This window comes from Pseudomonas sp. LBUM1668 (genome assembly GCF_059695715.1).
On record NZ_CP166787.1, the window covers coordinates 4,759,503 to 4,778,865 of the forward strand.

Annotated in this window: 13 protein-coding genes; 5 read left to right on the forward strand and 8 right to left on the reverse strand. The window is 58.2% G+C overall.

The window, feature by feature from the left end:
* Positions 1 to 63 precede the first annotated feature (63 nt).
* A complete protein-coding gene (locus ACA061_RS21355) occupies positions 64 to 5,124 on the forward strand; it encodes an NEL-type E3 ubiquitin ligase domain-containing protein (RefSeq protein ID WP_497300004.1) in 5,061 nt (1,686 codons plus the stop codon).
* A gap of 92 nt (positions 5,125 to 5,216) precedes the next feature.
* On the opposite strand, the gene ACA061_RS21360 is transcribed toward ACA061_RS21355, so the two are convergent.
* The 6 genes from ACA061_RS21360 to ACA061_RS21385 all read right to left on the reverse strand — a co-directional run bounded on the left by ACA061_RS21360 (position 5,217) and on the right by ACA061_RS21385 (position 12,273).
* On the reverse strand, positions 5,217 to 6,464 hold the full coding sequence (locus tag ACA061_RS21360; protein ID WP_497300005.1) for a hypothetical protein: 1,248 nt from the start codon (positions 6,462 to 6,464) through the stop codon (positions 5,217 to 5,219).
* Positions 6,465 to 6,577: 113 nt separating this feature from the next.
* Positions 6,578 to 7,066, reverse strand: a complete 489-nt coding sequence (locus ACA061_RS21365; protein ID WP_224450921.1) for a CS1 type fimbrial major subunit — start codon at positions 7,064 to 7,066, stop codon at positions 6,578 to 6,580.
* Positions 7,067 to 7,091: 25 nt separating this feature from the next.
* The gene (locus ACA061_RS21370) at positions 7,092 to 7,832 is read right to left on the reverse strand and encodes a molecular chaperone (protein WP_210555003.1); all 741 of its coding nucleotides are present in this window, start codon (positions 7,830 to 7,832) and stop codon (positions 7,092 to 7,094) included.
* A gap of 51 nt (positions 7,833 to 7,883) precedes the next feature.
* A complete protein-coding gene (locus ACA061_RS21375; protein WP_497300006.1) occupies positions 7,884 to 9,155 on the reverse strand; it encodes a hypothetical protein in 1,272 nt (423 codons plus the stop codon).
* Positions 9,156 to 9,158: 3 nt separating this feature from the next.
* Positions 9,159 to 11,681, reverse strand: a complete 2,523-nt coding sequence (locus ACA061_RS21380) for a TcfC E-set like domain-containing protein (RefSeq protein WP_210555002.1) — start codon at positions 11,679 to 11,681, stop codon at positions 9,159 to 9,161.
* Between the two features lie 106 nt (positions 11,682 to 11,787).
* Positions 11,788 to 12,273 (reverse strand): CS1 type fimbrial major subunit, encoded by a 486-nt coding sequence (locus tag ACA061_RS21385; RefSeq protein WP_210700235.1) that lies wholly within the window; start codon positions 12,271 to 12,273, stop codon positions 11,788 to 11,790.
* 472 nt (positions 12,274 to 12,745) lie between these two features.
* Between ACA061_RS21385 and ACA061_RS21390 the strand changes: the two genes are divergently transcribed.
* Entirely contained in the window at positions 12,746 to 13,321 is a 576-nt protein-coding gene (locus ACA061_RS21390; RefSeq protein WP_150601770.1) for a PadR family transcriptional regulator, read from the forward strand.
* Positions 13,318 to 14,100, forward strand: a complete 783-nt coding sequence (locus tag ACA061_RS21395; protein ID WP_150616253.1) for a siderophore-interacting protein — start codon at positions 13,318 to 13,320, stop codon at positions 14,098 to 14,100. The genes ACA061_RS21390 and ACA061_RS21395 overlap by 4 nt, the downstream gene beginning before the upstream one ends.
* Before the next feature lie 87 nt (positions 14,101 to 14,187).
* On the opposite strand, the gene ACA061_RS21400 is transcribed toward ACA061_RS21395, so the two are convergent.
* A complete protein-coding gene (locus ACA061_RS21400; protein WP_497300007.1) occupies positions 14,188 to 14,838 on the reverse strand; it encodes a Pr6Pr family membrane protein in 651 nt (216 codons plus the stop codon).
* Between the two features lies 1 nt (position 14,839).
* The gene (locus tag ACA061_RS21405) at positions 14,840 to 15,070 is read right to left on the reverse strand and encodes a VF530 family protein (RefSeq protein WP_042560787.1); all 231 of its coding nucleotides are present in this window, start codon (positions 15,068 to 15,070) and stop codon (positions 14,840 to 14,842) included.
* Between the two features lie 301 nt (positions 15,071 to 15,371).
* On the opposite strand from ACA061_RS21405, the gene ACA061_RS21410 reads away from it, so the two are divergent.
* Both ACA061_RS21410 and ACA061_RS21415 read left to right on the forward strand, forming a co-directional pair.
* Positions 15,372 to 16,733, forward strand: coding sequence for a carbohydrate porin (locus ACA061_RS21410; protein WP_497300008.1), 1,362 nt, complete (start codon positions 15,372 to 15,374; stop codon positions 16,731 to 16,733).
* 213 nt (positions 16,734 to 16,946) lie between these two features.
* Positions 16,947 to 19,355, forward strand: coding sequence for a glucose/quinate/shikimate family membrane-bound PQQ-dependent dehydrogenase (locus tag ACA061_RS21415; protein ID WP_150616257.1), 2,409 nt, complete (start codon positions 16,947 to 16,949; stop codon positions 19,353 to 19,355).
* The last annotated feature ends 8 nt before the right edge of the window (positions 19,356 to 19,363 follow it).

Sequence of the window (19,363 nt, forward strand, 5' to 3'; positions counted from 1 at the left end):
AGACTTTTGTTTTGCCCTCCAACAGATAGGCTGGTCATCCTCAAACAATCAAGGATGATTGCCATGTCTGATGCTTCCACGCCTGACCAGAACAAAGGTCGGCACTACGATTTCATAAGCTCCACCCTGCACGAAAACTTCAAAACCGCGAGCCTCGGCCGGGGCAAGGCACTGGCGAGCGCGGCACTGAAGATCGAGCCCTGGTACAACACCGCGCCTGCCGGCCAACACACCCAACTGAAAAACGCCAACCTGAAGGCCTGGGGCTCTCAGAATCAGGTCGACAAGCTGTTCGAAAAACTCCAGGACGTGCGTACATTCGCGGCGCCTTTGCTCCAGGCGAAGCTCAAGGAAAAATACGCCGTCACCCATGACGTCAAGACAACCTTCCTGCACTTGTACATCCCCAAGACAGGACCTTGGTACACGATCGATACCTTGGGCGGTGTCACGACTCGAACCGTATCGCTGCTGGACGCCGCGCTGCACAACTTCGCTGCCAGCGAAACGGTACTTGCCGATTCGCAATACATCAGCCAACCCGACAAGCTCGGGCATTTCGATATATTGCCGATCAAGGCAAAGATGACCATCAGCCAGTTCCAGACGCTGTGCAGGGAACTGGACATCGGCAAACTGTACAACCAGCACCTGCAAAGCTACTTGCTGCCCGGCGAACCGGTGGCCGTCGCCGTCATGCAGCACAAAGTGACGCAAAGTCTGAAGGATGCATTAAGCGCCGCCGCCGAGTTGGCATTGACCACGGGCGACATTCAGATCGACGCCTACAAGCTGATCACCGCGCTGGCCAATGGCGCCCCTCTGCCGCTGCTCAATGGCCTACGCATGCAGTGCTGTGATCTTTCCATGATGGAGACACGTCTGACCGGTGTGCTGCTGTTGGTTCCTGCCGTGAGAGACAGCCAAGGCATTCGCCAGCTCATTGCCTATGTCCCCCATGATCCGGAGCATCCGCTGAAGGAATACACATCACCCGATGCCTTCATGACTGAGCTGACGCGGCAACTGCGCGAAAACAAAACCGGCGCTGCATCGCAACTCAGTTACCGCCAGTTCTTCAGCCAGTTTGTCGATCATCAACAGCGCGGGCACTTCTTTGCCGACCTCGAACAATGTCTCAGCCACGTGGTCTGGCACGAAAAGGTTGATCCGACGGACTCGCGTCCGCCATGGCGTACAGAAGACAAGCTCAATGCGCACCTGAAGTTCGAGCACCTGCCACTGCCCAGCGACTACTGGACACATGCCTATCAGCAAAAGCTCAACAAGATTCTCAACGACGCCAAGGTAATCGCCGTGTCTACCGCCGACACTGATACCAGGGCGCGCTGGGCCTGGTGGGAAAATTTCAAGAAAATCGTATCGGACATTTTCAACGTGGCCTTGCTGATAGCGACGCCATTCGTGCCGGGCCTGGGCGAATTGATGATGGCTTACACGGTTTATCAACTGACCTATGACGTGATCGAAGGCATTGTCGATCTTGCTGAAGGCCTGGGCCTTGAGGCGGCCGAGCACGTAGTCAGCGTGGTGACGGATGTCATTCAACTGGCGTTATTTGCAACCGGGGCCGAGATTGCGGGCGCGTTCAAGTTCAAGTTATCGCCACTGGTCGAGGGCATGAAGCCCGTGAAGCTGCCCGATGGCCGTGACACACTCTGGCACCCGGACCACGCCCCCTATGAACAGCGAACAATCGATCTGCCGAAGGACGCCAAGCCCGACGCAACAGGCGTGCACGCGTACGAAGGCAAGGAGATTCTGCGTGCGCAGGACAAACACTATGAACTCACACGCGATGCGAAAACCGGCACGACTCGCTTGAAACACCCTGAACGCACTGAAGCCTATCAACCGCAAGTCACGCTCAATGGCACGGGTGCCTACGTGCTCGAAGGCGAGCAACCGCGGACCTGGGACGACGCCACTTTATTGCGTCGCATTGGCCCTGCCGTTGCGGATCTGAGCGATGCCCAGCTCGAAACAGCGCGCAAGATCAGCGGCACCGACCCCGCAGAATTGCGTGGCATGTATGTCGAGAACCTGCGCCCTCCCACTCTGCTGACCGACACGATAGAGCGCCTTGATATTGACTCGGACATCCGTTCGTTCATCGACTCCCTGAGCAGCGACGACCCGCTGGTCTATGGAAAAGCGGACCCCGTGACACAGCTGCAGATACTCACGGCTCATGGCATGTGGCCCGAAAAAGCCTCGATGCGGATTATTGACGCTACGCACAAAACCATCTGGGAGCACACAGGCAAAGACGCTTCGGCAGGTAAAAAGCTGGTTGTTCAACTCCAGGATCGCCAATTGTTCAACGGTGAACTGTTGAAGATCGTGATGCAGACGCTGGATGAAAACGGTACGGCGATCATTCTCGATGTCCCGGCAGATGCCCTTCCGGCATCGCTGGATGCGCGCGTTCGCGCGTTGCGCAAACGCATCGTTGCCGTGACTGAGAACGGCCGCGGCAAATTGTTCAACGAAGATTACGCCAGCCGTGAAGTATTCGAGAATAAAGGCCTGGCGCCCCTGATCCGCGCGGCGTTTCCCGACATCCCGGCGCAAGGCATCGACAATCTTCTGGCCACAGCCACCCGCGCCGAACGGGCGATCATGGTCGCCGAGAATCGCCTCCCCTTGCGCCTCAAACGCATCGCCCGGGAGCTGCAGCTGGAAACGCGAACCGCGCGGGCGCATGAAGGTTTTTACCGAAAATCTTTAACGAACGCCGATACCGAACGCTTGACGCTCAATGCGCTGCGCCTTTACAGCGACTCACTGGCAGATGTGCGCATCGAGCTTCGCGTCGGCCGTTTCGATGGTGAGCTGACTTGCCAGGTGGGCCCGGAGAATGCCGCCACCGTACGAATTCTGGTCAAGGGCAGCGACGGCCGCTATGAAGTTCAAGACGCCCAAGGCACAAAGTTGCATGAGCCGACTGATCTGTATCAAGGTGTTTTGCAGGCGTTGCCTGACGAACAATTGAATGCGCTGAGGTTGCGCCGCAATGAAGGCCCCCTGTTCAAACAGTGGGTCATCGCGCGGACTGCAACGCCGGCCGAACGTCGGGTCGCCCTTGATGATCGAGGGCGTGTGCCTGAGTGCCCAAGAGAAGATTTACTGTTGCTGCGAGGGCCCAGGCAGTCCCGGCATGAGGCGAACCTCGCCTCATGGGTGGAGGATTTGTACCCTCATTTCAATGAGCGAGAGGTCAGGCAGTTTGTCCAGTCGCTGGGTACCCAGGACGACGCGATGGCCACACTGAAACGCCTGGAAACAGAGCTCGACGACCTGCGCGTGTTACTCCACAAGTGGCAGTGGGAACAACCGGATTACCCGGTATCAGACCCACGCAATTTCGTCAGCGGTGGCGGACGACACATCGCTGAGCAACTTATCGACTGTTTCAAACGAAAAGCCAGGTTCCTCGACAAACGCAGCGCCCATGTGGATGAGGGATATACGCTTGACCTGTCGAGCGATCTGGCTCCGAGCGATCTCGTACGGTGGTGGAAAAAACTGCCGGAAATGAGCAAGTACCTCGACCAGATCACCGCACTGAATGTGGATAACTCGCGCTTTGCCATCGACTCCAAAGGCCTGCTGAAAGACTTCCGGCAACTGCGTCAGTTAAGCGCCAGACATTGTCAGTTGAAGCAACTTCCCGAAGGCATCGGCAATATGCATATGCTCGAGACGCTGCGTCTGAGCGACAACCTGATTGAACTGAGCGCCGCCGACGTCGAGCGTCTGGGCAACCTGACGCGTCTGGAAAGCTTGCGGCTCGACGGTAACCCTTTGGGTCGTGCGGTAAATGTCGAGCGCATGCCACGCTTGAAAGTACTGAGCCTGAACAAAACCGGCATTGATGGCTGGCCGGAGGGGATTTTCAAAAAGCGTCGGCCCAGAGGTTTCTTTCTGGACATGCAGGCAAACCCCATCAGTCGAATCCCGCAGGTGACCGCAGGTTCCGATCAGGCGCTGCTTGTTGCTCGTACACGCCTTGATGCCGAGAGTCTGTCTGAAGCCAATCGGCTGGCCTATCACGAGTATCGAAGATCGGTCGGCATCGATCCCGAGCATTACTACAGTGAACCGGCTGCGCGGGATGTGTCGTCCTGGCGAATGTCTGACCTGACATTCTGGGGCACCAGCGAGTCCGGGCGCGGGGCGTTCAGGCTCGAGGCATGGCACGACCTGGCGACAGAACCCGATTCACAGGGGTTCTTTCAGGTCATCGACAAACTGCTGATATCCGCCGACTACCGAAACGGTGGTGACGCTCGCAAGCAACTTACCGATCGCGTCTGGCGCATGATCGACGCCGCTTATCTCGATCCGAAAGTGCGCAATGAACTGTTCGCCGAATCCACGGCACCGACGACCTGCGCCAATGCCGGCGCGCAGATGTTCAACAACATGGGAATCAAGGTACTTGCCTCGGAAGCCTATTCGTATTCGACGTCACAGGCAGAACTGGAAGGCAAACTGGTGACGCTGGCAAAAGGCGCGGCGCGCCTTGAGCAAGTCAACGACATCGCCCGTGAAGTTGTTGCCACCCGGGCAGGCCGACCTGATGAAGTGGAGGTGCATTTAGCCTATGAAACCGGACTGGCCGAGCGCCTGGAGCTGCCATGGCAGTCCCGGGACAGACGTTGGTCAGAGCTCGCCGGCGTCGATCAGGAAGCCATCGATAAAGCGTATGACAGGGTGATTGCGCTGGAAGAGGGCGACGGCCTGGTCAACAAGATGCTCGAGCAGGTTTTCTGGACGGACTACTTACACGACACTTACCCAGGCCAATTCAAAAACAACGCAAGTATCCACGAAGGCAAAGCCAGGCAACTGGACGAGTTGCGTGTAGCGCAAAAAGCCTGGGCGGATGGCAAGGATTTGCCTGAAGAGCAAAAAGCGTTGCGTCGCCAGGCGCTGCAAAATCTTGCCCGACAGCTATCGGTTCCAGACGCTACGGTTTTCACCGGTGACGCCATGACCGACGCAGTGTACGAACGGCTGTACACCGACATCGGCGATGAGGAGAAGGCGCTGGGCAGACGACTGACCCGCACAGCACTGACAAACGCTGGAATCTGAAACAGCCCCCGTGGCAACCCTGCGGGTATGACGATGATTGTCGTCATGTCCGCAGGTCGGCCCACTGCAACTGGCGGTTGTTCAGGCCAGGCTCAGACTTGCGAATCCCAGATCACGGTGACGTTGCCTGAGTAGTGGCGGGCGGTCCCTTGGTTGATCATCTCCTCAACGTCATCACGCGGCACTTCGAAATGCAGCGTGCCCGGTTTGCGGTCCACGTAAATACCGGGCTGAAACAGCTCGGTACCGACACCATCGCGACGCAATGGACGACGATTCACCGGCTCGTTCGAGGCATCAGTCAAGCCGCTCGGCAGCGTGACACTGACTTCAAGCGGTACAACGTGACCGGCATTCGGCTCCAGGAGTGCGCAGTTGTTACCGCTGACGTATTGGCATTCCAGGTTCATCTTGAAGCGCGAAGAAGCCGACAGATTGAAGGTTTGATCGCGGAATAATCGCGTCGGTCTGCGCCCCTGATTCAGCCAGGCTTGCCAGCCACCCTGGGGCAGCAACTCGACCCGGTGCCCGCCTGGCGGGACTTCAACTTTAAGGGTGTGTTGCACCGACAAATTGAAGTTGAAGGTGTACAGGGTGTCATTGGGGATCATGATGTCGCCGAAGTCGAAATCTTGCCCCGGCCCCATGGTGTAGGTGATGGAACCGGTGTAGTTGCCGGTGGACATGGTTAGAGGATTGGGGGTCCTGAGCTCGTAGGAGTATTCGAGTAGTTGATACGTCAATTCAGGAATTTCTACCTGTGCAGCTACGGCACAGACTCCCGCCCGTTCCGGAACGATCCAGTGCCAAAGAATGTACCAAGGTGTACCGATCACGTAACCCGTACTCTGGCAAGGATTGGGTGGTTTGGGGTGTGACCAGGACCCTTGCCCACCGACCCACACCTTGTGATGCGACATATCAGTAGGCAGATCAGACCTGACACCCACCCCGGCAATTCGCATTTCAACGGTTTCGACTTCCCCCGTCTCTGTGTGGGTCACTTGAAAACGACGCCAGTCGGACGGCATCTTGAACATCGCGCCCTGCCTGGGATCAGCGGCGTCGGCCAATAACGGACCATTGGAATTCGCTTTGAACATATCGTCCCTGATCGAGAAAATATTCATCGCCTCACATCGAGCCGGCATGTGCCCCGCACACACTCCTGTTACCGGTGTGTCGTTACGAAACTTGTTCATTTGCGGGTTTGCCGCATCGGGTCGAAACGACGCGTCAATATTTTTCGTCAGCGCTTGCGCCGTCAGACTCAGAGACGCAGACAGCACAATGCCCGCAACCAGACGCTTTAAAACATTGTTGAATCGACTGCTGTTCATTCTGAAAGATCCTTGTGGCGAGATCAGCGCCGAGCGACACCCGCACCGCTGAAAATTACTCAACCAGCGACCGCAAAGCCGGTAAGCGCAGCGATGTCCTCGCGCATGAATGATCAAGGCGCCAGCGCTTCAAAAATCATGTGCACACTGCCGTAGTAACTGCCTGGCTGATAAGCGTCCACCGGTAAAGCCGCGGCTATTTCCAGGCCCACCCGCTGGCCTGCCTGGCCATCGAGTTCAGTGATGACCGGTTCGGCAACGAGGCTCAGGCGTTTGCGGTTGAACGTTACGATCAACGGGATGTTGTCCGTGTCCCTGCCATTACTCAGATAGGGCTCGGTACTCATGCGCGCCGTAATGCCGCCATTGACGTTTTTCACATCGAAGTTCTTTCGCAGCGGGGTAAACGTCCCCGATACCGGATTGAACGGCAACGCCTGCTCCTGATGAATCCAGTCAGGCTCGGAGGGGATTACATAAAACTCCGCGGTGGGGATACTCACCGAGACCTCGAACTTTTCACGCTCGACGGTCGCATTCACAATGCCGCTCATGGGTAACAGCAGCGCCAGTGAAATGGCTGCGCGTGTGGTGTTTGACATCTTCATCACCTTTTACGTCCGGGTATCAACCCTTGACCTCGATCGGTTTGCTCGACTTGCCCTCGATCAACATGAAGTTGTATTCACGACCGCTCTGTTTATCGAACGTGAAGGCACGGCCTGGCAGTACGTGATGCTTGGTGGTCGGCTGGCAGTCGCTTTCATCTTTCGCCGAACAGTTTCTGAACTCGTCGACCACCACCGTACTGTTGCCACTGTTGCGCACTTCATAGCGGGTCGCGTCGTTGCTGATCACGCTGTTGAAACGAGTCTCCTTGGGGCGCACGAAGAACACCGTGCCGTATCCGGCCAACACGTTTACGCCTGCCGACAGGCCTTTTTTGTATTCATCGCGCTCCTCTTCGGCCACTGCAAATTCATCTTCTTTTTCCGGCACCACCGGGACGAATCGCACGCGGAAATAACGCTCCTTTTCCCGTTCGCCCATGAACACCAGACGACTGCCCTGCATGCCATTGGCCGGGACGATCAGTCGCGCGGGGCTGGCCATCAAGCCATCACGGGCATTGGCTTCGGTCTGGTTGACCAGCGCAATTTCCCGCGCGGTGCCGTCGGCGTCGTACACGATTTCGAGGATGTTGATCTTGACGAACGCGGTGGCGTCGCCACCGTTGAAAACCCGTTTCAGGTAAGTGCTCTTATCACCGTCGAGATAGTCGTAGACCACGCCGACGTTGATCGCGGGTCCAGCGTGAGAGATAAGCGGTAGCCAGCCTGCGAGCAGCAATGCCAGTCGATAATTCATGGTTTCAGCCTCTGGATGTAGAACGATGAACGAAACACGCACACAGGGTGCTCAGACTTGCGAATCCCAGATCACGGTGACATCGCCGGTGTAGGTTTTCCCCTCACCGGTAAGCATTTGCTCGACCGCTTCACGGCCGACTTCGAAATGCAGCGTTGCCGGTTTGCGATCAACGTAATAGGCCGGCTCAAAAAGCTCGGTGCCTGTACCGTCGCGCAATAACGGACGTCGATTGACTGGCTGCCCGCCGGCATCGATCATTCCGGCCGGCAGAGTGACGGCGATGTTCAGCGGCACGGCATCTCCGGAAACCGGATCGCGGATCAGGCACGTATTGCTCCCGTCGCCGTACTGGCATTCGAGCTGCATCTTGAAACGGCTGGAACTCGAGATACTGAATGTCTGGTCGCGGAACAGGCGTTCAGGGCGGCGATTGCGCTGCAGCCAGGCCTGCCAGCCGCCCTGCGGCAACAGCTCGATACGATGACCGCCGGGGGGGATTTCGACTTTGAGGGTGTGCTCAACGCTCAAGACAAAATCGATGGTGGCCAGCGAATCGTTGGGGAGGACGGCGTCACCAAAATCGAAATCCAGACCCGGCCCGACCGTATAGGTGATGCTGCCTCGGTAGGTACCGGTCGGCATTTTCAGCGGATTGGGCGTACGAAGCTCGTATCCGAAGAAGATATAGCGGTAATTGAAGTTGGGCAGGTCAAACAGCGCTGTCGTGGCACACGCGCCTGCATTTTCCGGCACCATCCACATGAAAATGACGTAATAGCTGGTACCGTTCAATCCGCCACCGGACACACAGGGAGCGGGGGCTGCGTGCCAGCGGCCGGTGCTCCACAACTGGTTATAGCCACCGCCGCCGGTCAACTCCCCAACATCGGCATGATGGTCGGCGCGGCCACCGATGCCGGAAATGCGAATTTCCAGACTGGCCTCATCACCGCTCTCGTTCGTGACAGACAATCGTCGCCATTGCGAGGGCGTTTTCAGGTAGGCCCCTTGGCGCGGGTCGGGATGATTGGCCTGCACCGGTTTGCCCGAAGTGACCGGGTACCCGCCCAATGGCAAGGTCAGACTGAACAAATTGTTGGCCTGACAATGCGCCCAGAAATGTTCGCAGTAACCGGAACTGGGTGTGGTGTTGGTGAATTTATTGACCATGGGATTGGTCGGATCCGGCCGAAACAAAGCCGTCACTTCAACATTGCCTGCTTGCGCCCACAGCGGTGATGCCGCAAACACCACGGCCGCAGTGAATCGGCCGAAGCGACTCTTCAGCGAGCTGGGTAATTTCAATGTTTGTCCAGTCATTGGTTAACCTGCCGTTCGTTGACGTGGAGTGGTGTCTGCCAACGTATCCGGCGTGCAACGCAGATCCCCGATCATCAGCACATCGTTTTCACTGCGCGCATTGGCCGTGTCGAGACGGAACTGGCACAGCAACTGTTCACCGGAGCGCACTTCCAGGGTCGGTGAACCGGCGTTCATTTCCATCGAGAAGAAGCCGTCCACCTCGCTGACACCGCGACTGGCGTGGTTGATGATGTGGTGGCCCTTGAGCGGCTTGCCTTGCGGATCGAGCAAACGCCCGAGCACGGTCAGGGTTCTGCTCACGGTGATCTTGCGGTACCCCACTCCGCCCTTGTTCATGTGGTAGCGGGCGCGCTGCGGTTGAATGCTGGCGGACGGCACGTGGTTGCCTTCGAAATCGAAGCTCACCGAGCTGTTTTTATAGGCGGTCAGTGACACGTAATTGCGCCCCGGGCGCAGGGTTGTGCTGCCGCCACTGAGGTCGTCGGCGCGTAGAGCGATGTCGTCGAGATCGCTTTCAACGTCGATGATCATCCCGGCACCGCCGCTGGCGTGCTGGCTGGTCATGACGATCTTGTCTGCGCCAACCGCCACGGTGCTGTCGAGGTTGAGGCCGCCGGTGTAATTGCCGTTGTAGGACGAGCGCTGAATGAACGCATCGCCATTGAATGCATCGGTGCGGAAACTGCCAAGGCCTGATACGCCGACGCCATAGGTGTCAGCGAGCGCCGTCACCGAGACGTTTTGCAGTACGTGGTTTTCCAGAGTCTTGTTGTAGGTCAGCGACGCGTTGTTGTCGCGGCCACCCTCCCGGGCCGTGCGCGTACCGATGCTGCCCGACCACTGTTCGCCCTTTGCGCCGAGGGCCAGGCTGACACTCAAATCGACTCCGCGATTGCGTGCCTGCCCGCTGCTGAAACTGGCGGGGCGATCGAACACCGAAAAACGCCAACTGGCATCGCTGCCAAGCAGCAGGCTGCGTTGCGTCCAGCCCAGGTCGATACCCACGCCCTCGACATTGCCCTCGCTATGGGAAACCCGGCCATTGAGCGATTGCTTGCTGTTAAGTCGATGGTTGATCGCCAGCGACGTATTGGCGGTCTGGCCGATATACACGTTGCGTTGGCGTACCCGCGTACCGTCCGGCAAGGTCTCATAAATATTGGTGGTGTCCAGCCAGCTGCGGTTATGCGTGGCGAACAGGTTGCCCGAGCCATAGTTGTAGATGCCTTGCAGATCCATCCCGGTGCCGTGGTCTTCGGTCTGGTAAACGTTGGCGTACAGGCTGGTGTTATTGGCCAACGTCCAGTCAATCGACGAAGCCACTTGCTGCTTGCCTTGCAGTTGCCGCGCCGAGAGGCCGACGATCACCCGCGGGTGCAGCAGATAATTCAGCGCTGCACCGGCCGTCATATCCCCACGAGACTGTTCGTCCCAGTTACTCAACAATTTGCTTTCCTGGCCGGCGAAAACGCTGTAGCGCCAACGCTCATCGTGATTGCGCCAGTTGCTGGGTTTGTACACCAGATCCTGCGTGGTTGAGGTGATCTGGCCGTCTTCGATCAGCCGCACTTCGACTTCGTAAATGCCCCCAGGCAGCGTCCGGGTGTCGAGGGTTTGCAGGCCGGCACTGACCGCTTGGGTGTTGATCAACAGACCATTGCGATAGATTTCCACCGATGCCTGGCGGTTGGCCGTGACGTAGATCGGATAAACGCTGGGCGTAGGATTGTTGATTGCCAGGCTGTCGGAGCTGCCAAACATCACGCCCGCCGCCGTATCGGGGCTGGCGCCAAATGAACGCAACTGCCGCGTCAGGCCTTCGGAGCTGGGGGTGAAATAACCCAGGCGCAGAAAATTGCCCTGCAATTCACGCTGGCCGTACAGTTCGTGCACCGCGTGATAGAGCTTGTCGTCAGGTCCGCCCAGGCGCGCCAGTTGCAGGTTGACCCGTTGCGTCCAGTTGCCGAGGCTGCTACTCGCCTCAAGGCCATAACGTCCGCCGAGGTCTTGCTCCTGCCCACCGTTGAGGTTCAGTTGATTACGCAGGATCAACCCGGTGCTGCCCTGTTCCGGGAGGGTGTAATAGCGCAGGGCGTCGATGTCGCGCTCGGCATTTTCGGTAGCAATCGACACCAGCGAATTCTGCAGGTTGTAATGCACTGCCAATACTTGCTCGGGGCAACTGCCCTGACAGGCGCCCAGGCTCACACCCTGCTTCAGAAAAACACCCAATATCTCCCGTTCACTGGCCGGGATCTGGCTGTCGCTGGTATCGGTAAATTCCAGCAGAGTGACGCGATCATCCTTGCTTAATACGACCATCGCCTCACCGAGAAATTGTTGATCACGCTCAACCCGAACAGCTAATGGCACATCGAAGAAGTGTTCTTCGAATTCCGCCGGCAACCCTTTGGCCTGAGCAAGCAGACTGCGCGGTGTGTTAGCGTTATTAGTGGGCGCGGCCAAGGCACTGGCACATAAAAAAAGTGCGAGCGCTGCCGCGATGGGCGTCATCGGGAACATGGTCTTTAATACTCGAATTACTTGATGAGCTGGCGTCCACTGATCATCGATAGATGATCAGTGGGCCAAGACTATTGAATAAGCATTGTGTTATTCAAAAAGTTGTTTACGGCTTCAACACAGGCTCGAATACCACGGCGAAACTACCCGAGTAGTTGCCCGATTGCCCAGCAGTTGGCGCGGCAGCCCTGATGACCATTTCCCGCTGCACGCCAGGTACAGAGTCAGTTTCGTTGACGATTTCGGTGGTGACGCTAGTGACTTCCACGCCACCGATCTTGACGCTCAGCGGGATGCTGTCACGGCCGTTGTACAACGCGGCAGTGCCGTCGAGCACGGCATTGATCGCACCCTTGTTGTCGGTATGCTTCATGTTGAAGATTTCAGTAATAGTGCTCAGTTCGCCGCTGCCCAACTGGGTCATGGTTTCATCGACACCGAAGCCTGGCGTCTGAGGAGCGACATTGAACAGCGAAGTAGGCACGAAGGCCTTGATGTTGATCGTCTGGCTAATCGGGTCTGCGGCAAACGCCACGGAAGAACTCAGTGCCAGAATGGCCATCGGGGCGGAAATTGCAAACTTCTTGAACATGATCAGTACCTGCTTTTGATAAGGATTGATGCGTGGAAAGTTTTGTCATTTGCCGACTCAACTTTCGACGCGGAGGCATGATCAAGTAATTCAACAACAAAGTAAGTAGGAAATTTCACCACTACCCGTAGTTATTGATACCCATGTAAAAGAGAAAAAAAACTGTTTTAAGCCCTTAAGAGAACAGTGACTCTCAGAACTATACTACATACAGTTTTCAGCAAAAAAACATACAGATTTAAAACCTTCCATAGCGCTTGTTATTACAGGCTTATGCGCCAATAAAGAAACTGATATTCGATTTCACACTGTTGTAATTAGCACAATTACTCTAGAAAAATACAAACCTCATCCCGCATCGACGCCGGCGCCATTTTCGTTGAAGCGCCGCAGCGACCGCTGATCCGAACCTCTTGCATTCGCCATAAGATATATCTTAAGTTGTATCTAAACACGACGAGAGAAGACAGAAATGAGAGACCATCATTCCCCCCACCGCGAACATGGCGATGGCCGTGACGGCTTCGAGAAACGCCCCGGCCGCGAACGCGGTGGTCGCGGCCCGCGAGTATTTGCCCCGGGCGATCTGAAATTGCTGCTGCTGGCGTTGGTCGCCGAACAGCCGTGCCACGGCTACGACCTGATCCGCCAGATCGAAGCCATGTTCGACGGCGCCTATAGCCCGAGTCCCGGCGTGATCTATCCGACCCTGACCTTTCTGGAAGAAAGCGAATTGATCAGCGGCGACGCCGAGGGCGGCAAGAAACGCTACAGCGTGACTGACAGCGGACGCCTTTCGCTGAGCGAGCAAGCCGTGGCGCTGGACGGTGTGCGCATGCGCATCGACGTCAGCAAACGTTCGCTGCGCGGCCATGACCGGCCGCCGGAAATCCACGAAGCGGTGCACAACCTGCGCCACGCCTTGCAGTTGCATCACGGGCGCTGGAGCGCGGAAGAAATCCTGCGTGTGCGTGATCTGCTCAACAACACCGCCAAAGCCATCGTCGACGGCCCCGCCGTTCAACCTGCCCCGGAGAAAGCCGAATGACTGCAGTCGATAGCCAAACCATTCACCGCGTGATGCATGAAATCAAACGCCGCCGCCTCGAAGTGCTGCGTGTGGTCGACCTGACCCCGCGCATGCGCCGCATTACCCTGGGCGGGCCGGAACTGGCCGGGTTCATCAGCCTGGGCACGGACGATCACGTCAAACTGCTGTTCCCGCAGAACGCCGAACAAAGCGCTGCACTGGAGACGATGGTGCTCGGCGGCAAGAACGAAGGCCCGATGCCCGAGATGCGCGACTACACCCCGCGCCGCTACGATCTCGACACACTTGAGCTGGACATCGACTTTGTCTTGCACGGCGACGGGCCTGCCTCGACCTGGGCCGAACAGGCCACACCGGGCCAGTTCCTGCACATCGGCGGGCCGCGCGGCTCGATGATCGTGCCGGACATTTTCGACAGCTACCTGCTGATCGGCGACGAAACCGCCCTCCCGGCCATCGCACGCCGCCTCGAAGGCTTGGCGGCCAATCGCAAGGCGCTGGTGGTGATCGAAGTGGCAAACGGTGCCGAGCAGCAAACGCTGGAAAGCGCCGCGCAGGTCAATGTCATCTGGGTACTGCGCGATGGCGGTACGGATAACCTGCTGACCACCGTCAAGCAACTGCAGGTGCCCAAAGGCAATCTCTATGCGTGGGTGGCGACGGAGACCAAAGTCTCGCGGCAGATCCGCCGCGTGCTGCTCGATGAGCATGGGCTCGACGAGAAACTGGTGAAAGCCGTCGGCTACTGGCGCGCCGAAGGCTCTGAAGAAGAGTGATATCCCCTGTAGGAGCTGCCGCAGGCTGCGATCTTTTGATCTTGTCTTTTTAAGCCAGAGTCAAAAGATCGCAGCCTGCGGCAGCTCCTACCGGTACTTTAACTTCGTGCGGGAGCGCCAATGGTCCAGGCCAATCACCGCCACGCCAATCCCCACAAACCCCACCAATATCCCCCCGGCATTGATGAACACCTGTGGATAACCCAACGTCGCCACATCAATGAACGGGTACGCATACGCCCCGAGAAAATGCCCGCGAAGCAACGCGTAAATGAAGTAGATCAGCGGATAAATCAGCCACAACGGCAGATGCCACAGGCGCAACGTGCCTTTCGGTACGCAAAACCACCAATAGCCCAGAAATAACAGCGGCATCACGTCGTGGAGCAATTCGTCGGCGATGAATTGCCAACCCTCGGGGTGCCATAAATGCCGCAGCAAAATACTGTAGGCGAGGCCGACCACAGCGATGCTTACCGCCACCCCGCTGCTGACCCACGGTTGCAGAAACCAGCGCCGTGCCGCGGATTCGCGCTGGGTCACCGCGCAGGTCAGCACCGTCGCCACCAAGGTGTTGGTCAACACCGTGAAGTAACTGAAGAAACTCACCAGCCCGCCCAGCAGACTGGCATCGACACTCAAACGCGCGATAAAAATCAGGTACAGCTGAATGCCCAACCCTGCCCAGCCAAGGGTGGCTGCGAGGGTGATCAAGCGATGGCGCCACACGGGGTCCATCTCAGAGCGGTCGCTTGGTGCGCATCAATTTCACGTACAGACGTTCGACTTTCTCCCGCGCCCACGGGGTTTTACGCAAAAACGTCAGGCTCGACTTGATGCTCGGATCGCTCTTGAAGCAACGAATGTCGATACGCTCGGCGAGCCCCGACCATTCGTAGTGGGCCACCAGCGCGGTGAGGATCTGTTCGAGGGTTACGCCGTGCAGCGGATCGGGGGTTTGTTCGTTCATGCCTGGCCTTTGGGCGAAGTGAAAATACAGAAGCCGCGCACCTTAGCCGAGGGGCTGACCGGGTGGAAGGCCTGACTTCAAATGTAGGCCAACCCGCGAAGATCGCAGCCTGCGAACGAGGAGACAATGCGCCCGTTTGCCGCACTGTTACCGAATACGAAATGCTGCATGTCTACAAAAGCTCTTTGTCTTTTTGTTACAGATCATTATCCTGCCGCCCTTCCGCTGAATCGCTTCACTGCCTGCGTCAAATCGTAGCGGCCAGCTTATCCCCAAAAAAAGACCAAGAAAGACCCCTTTTATGCCTGATTTTCCGTTGTTTCGAGATAGCGCTATCTCCACCCTGCGCCTGATTGGCGGCTGCACCGCCCTCGGCCTCGCCACCTGCGCTCAAGCCGCCCCCGCGTTCGACAGTGAATCGCCGTATATGCTCGGTGACTGGAACGGCAAGCGCACAGAACTCTCGGAAAAAGGCTACGACTTCAAGCTCGATTACACCGGCGAAATGGGCAGCAACCTGCACGGCGGCTACGACCACGATCGCACGGCGCGCTACAGCGACCAGTTCGGCCTCGGTACGCACCTGGACCTGCAAAAGATCCTCGGCTGGGACGACGCCGAGTTTCAACTGACCATCACCAAGCGCAGCGGCAACAACATCAGCAACGACCGCATCAACGATCCGCGCGTCGGTGGCTTCACGTCGGCCCAGGAAGTCTGGGGCCGTGGCCAGACCACGCGCCTGACGCAGATGTGGTACCAGCAAAAATTCTTCGATCAGAAACTCGACATCAAGGTCGGCCGTTTCGGCGAAGGCGAAGACTTCAACAGCTTCCCGTGCGACTTCCAGAACCTGGCGTTCTGCGGTTCGCAGGTCGGCAACTGGGTCGGCGGCATCTGGTACAACTGGCCGGTCAGTCAGTGGGCGATGCGCGTCAAATATCACCTGACGCCCGAGCTGTACGCACAGGTCGGCGCTTACGAGCAAAACCCGTCCAACCTCGATCGCGGCAACGGCTTCAAGTTGAGCGGCAGCGGCACCCAAGGCGCGATCCTGCCGGTTGAATTGGTGTGGACGCCGAAATTCAACGGCCTGCCGGGCGAGTACCGTGCCGGTTATTACTACAGCAACGCCAAGGCCAGCGATGTCTATAAAGACAACAACGGCCAACCCGCCGCCCTCAGCGGCGAAGCCTACCGCAGCGCCTCCAGCAAACACGGTGTGTGGCTCGGCGTGCAGCAGCAGATCACCAGCATGGCCAGCGACAACTCGCGTGGCCTGAGCGTGTTCGCCAACGGCACGATGCACGACAAGAAAACCAACGCCATCGACAACTACGTGCAGGCCGGTATCACCTACAAAGGCCCGTTCGATGCCCGCGCCAAAGACGACATCGGCTTCGCCATGGCCCGCGTCCACGTCAACCCGGCCTATCGCAAAAACGCCGAGAAGACCAACCAGGCCCGCGCCGTTTATGACTACGACGACCCATCGTTCCTGCCGCCGCAAGACACCGAGTACAGCGCCGAACTGTATTACGGCGTGCATGTGACGAACTGGCTGACCGTACGCCCGAACCTGCAATACATCCGCCATCCGGGCGGCGTAGACAAAGTTGATGACGCACTGATCGGCGGGATCAAGATCCAGTCTTCGTTCTAAAAAACACTGCAAAAACCTGTGGGAGCTGGCTTGCCAGCGATAGCGGTGGGTCAGACAGCAGACATGCCGGCAGATAGACCGCAATCGCTGGCAAGCCAGCTCCCACAGGAAATTCGTTAGCTACACAAGTTTTATCTGAACCATGCCCACGCCAAATCGTCATCTACAGTGACTACAGCGCGGGACTACATAAACGTCACGGAGAATCACACTATGAGCACCGAAAGTGCTTCGAGTCGGGGCCGTCTGTTACCGAGCCTGCTCGGCATTCTGCTTCTACTGATGGGCCTGGCCATGCTGGCCGGAGGGGTCAAGCTGAGCATGCTCGGCGGCTCGCTGTATTACCTGCTGGCCGGTATCGGCATCGCGCTGACCGGCATTCTGTTGCTGCTGCGCCGCCGCGCCGCGCTGGGCCTGTACGCCATCGTGCTGTTTGCCAGCACCGTTTGGGCGCTGTGGGAAGTCGGTCTGGACTGGTGGCAGTTGGTACCACGTCTGGCGATGCTGTTCGCCCTGGGCCTGGTCATGTTGCTGCCATGGTTCCGTCGTCCGCTGCTGCTCGATGGCCCTGCCCCGATGGGCACCGGCGCCTTGAGCGTGGCCGTGGTTCTGGCCGGCCTGACGGCACTGGCCAGCCAATTCACCAACCCGGGTGAAATCAAAGGCCAACTGGATCGCGACAGCGTTGAAGGCATGACCAACACCGCCCCGGCCATGCCCGACGGTGACTGGAACTCCTACGGCCGCAGCGCCCACGGTGACCGTTACTCGCCATTGGCGCAGATCACTCCGGCCAACGTGAGCAAACTGGTTCCAGCGTGGACCTACCGCACTGGCGATATCCCGGGGCCGAACGATCCGGGCGAAACCACTGCCGAAAACACCCCGCTGAAAGTCAACGGCATGCTCTACGTGTGCACGCCGCACAGCCAGGTGATTGCCCTTGATCCGGATTCGGGCAAGGAAATCTGGCGTTTCGATCCGAAGCTGAGCACGCAGAACGCGGCCAACTTCAAAGGCTGGGCACACATGACCTGCCGTGGCGTGACTTACCACGACGACGCGGTCTATGCGTCCGAGCAGAGCCCGACCGGTTCGGCCAGCCCGGCCCCGGCCAGCGCTTGCCCACGCCGCATCTTCCTGCCGACCGCCGACACCCGTCTGATCGCCCTGAACGCCGACACCGGCAAAATGTGCGAAGACTTCGGCGACAAAGGCCAGGTTGACCTGTCTGCCAACATCGGCGGTTTCAATGCCGGTGGTTACTACTCCACCTCGCCTCCAGCGGTCACCAAAGACCTGGTGGTGATTGGCGGCCACGTTACCGACAACGTTTCCATCGACGAGCCGAGCGGCGTGATCCGCGCGTTCGACGTGCACACCGGCAAACTGGTGTGGAACTGGGACAGCGGCAACCCGGACGACACTGCGCCGATTGCCGAAGGCAAGACCTACACCCGCAACTCGCCCAACATGTGGTCGATGTTCGCGGTCGACGAAAAACTCGGCATGCTCTACCTGCCGATGGGCAACCAGACCCCGGACCAGTTCGGCGGCGCGCGTACCCCGGAATCGGAACTGCACGCAGCCGGCCTGACCGCGCTGGACATTGCCACCGGTAAAGTGCGCTGGAACTTCCAGTTCACCCACCATGACCTGTGGGACATGGACGTTGGCGGCCAGCCAACCGTGATGGACATCAAAACCGCAGACGGCGTGAAGCCTGCGGTGCTGGCGTCGACCAAGCAGGGCAGCATCTATGTGCTGGATCGCAACACTGGCAAAGCCATTGTGCCGATCAACGAGATCCCGGTACCGCAAGGCGCGGTGGAAGGCGACCACACTTCGCCAACCCAACCGAAATCCGACCTGAACTTCATGCCGCCGCCGTTGAAAGAACGCGACATGTGGGGCGTTACGCCGTTCGACCAGATGCTGTGCCGGATCGACTTCAAATCCCTGCGTTATGACGGCCCGTTCACCCCGCCGTCGCTGCAAGGTTCGATCGTTTATCCAGGCAACTTCGGCGTGTTCGACTGGGGCGGCATCTCGGTCGATCCGGTTCGCCAGATCGCGTTCGTGAACCCGAGCTACATGGCGTTCCGTTCGAAACTGATCCCGGCCGCCGATATCGCCAAGCAAGGTCCACGTGTCAGCGAAACCGAAGGCGTACAGCCAAACAAAGGCGCGCCGTACGGTGTGATCCTCGAAGCGCTGCTGTCGCCAATGGGCCTGCCGTGCCAGGCGCCAGCGTGGGGTTATGTTGCCGCGGTCGACCTGACCAACAACAAAACCATCTGGATGCACAAAAACGGCACCGTGCGCGACAGCTCGCCGGTTCCGATCCCGCTGAGCATGGGCGTACCTAGCCTGGGCGGCACGTTCACCACTGCCGGTGGCGTTGCATTCCTGAGCGGTACTCTCGACCAGTACCTGCGTGCCTACGACGTGAAAAACGGCAAGCAACTGTGGGAAGGCCGCCTGCCAGCAGGCGCGCAAACCACACCGATGACCTACACCGGCAAGGACGGCAAGCAATACGTGCTCGTCGTTGCCGGCGGCCACGGTTCGCTGGGCACCAAGCAAGGTGACTATGTGATTGCGTACAAACTGTCTGAATAAGCGTTAAC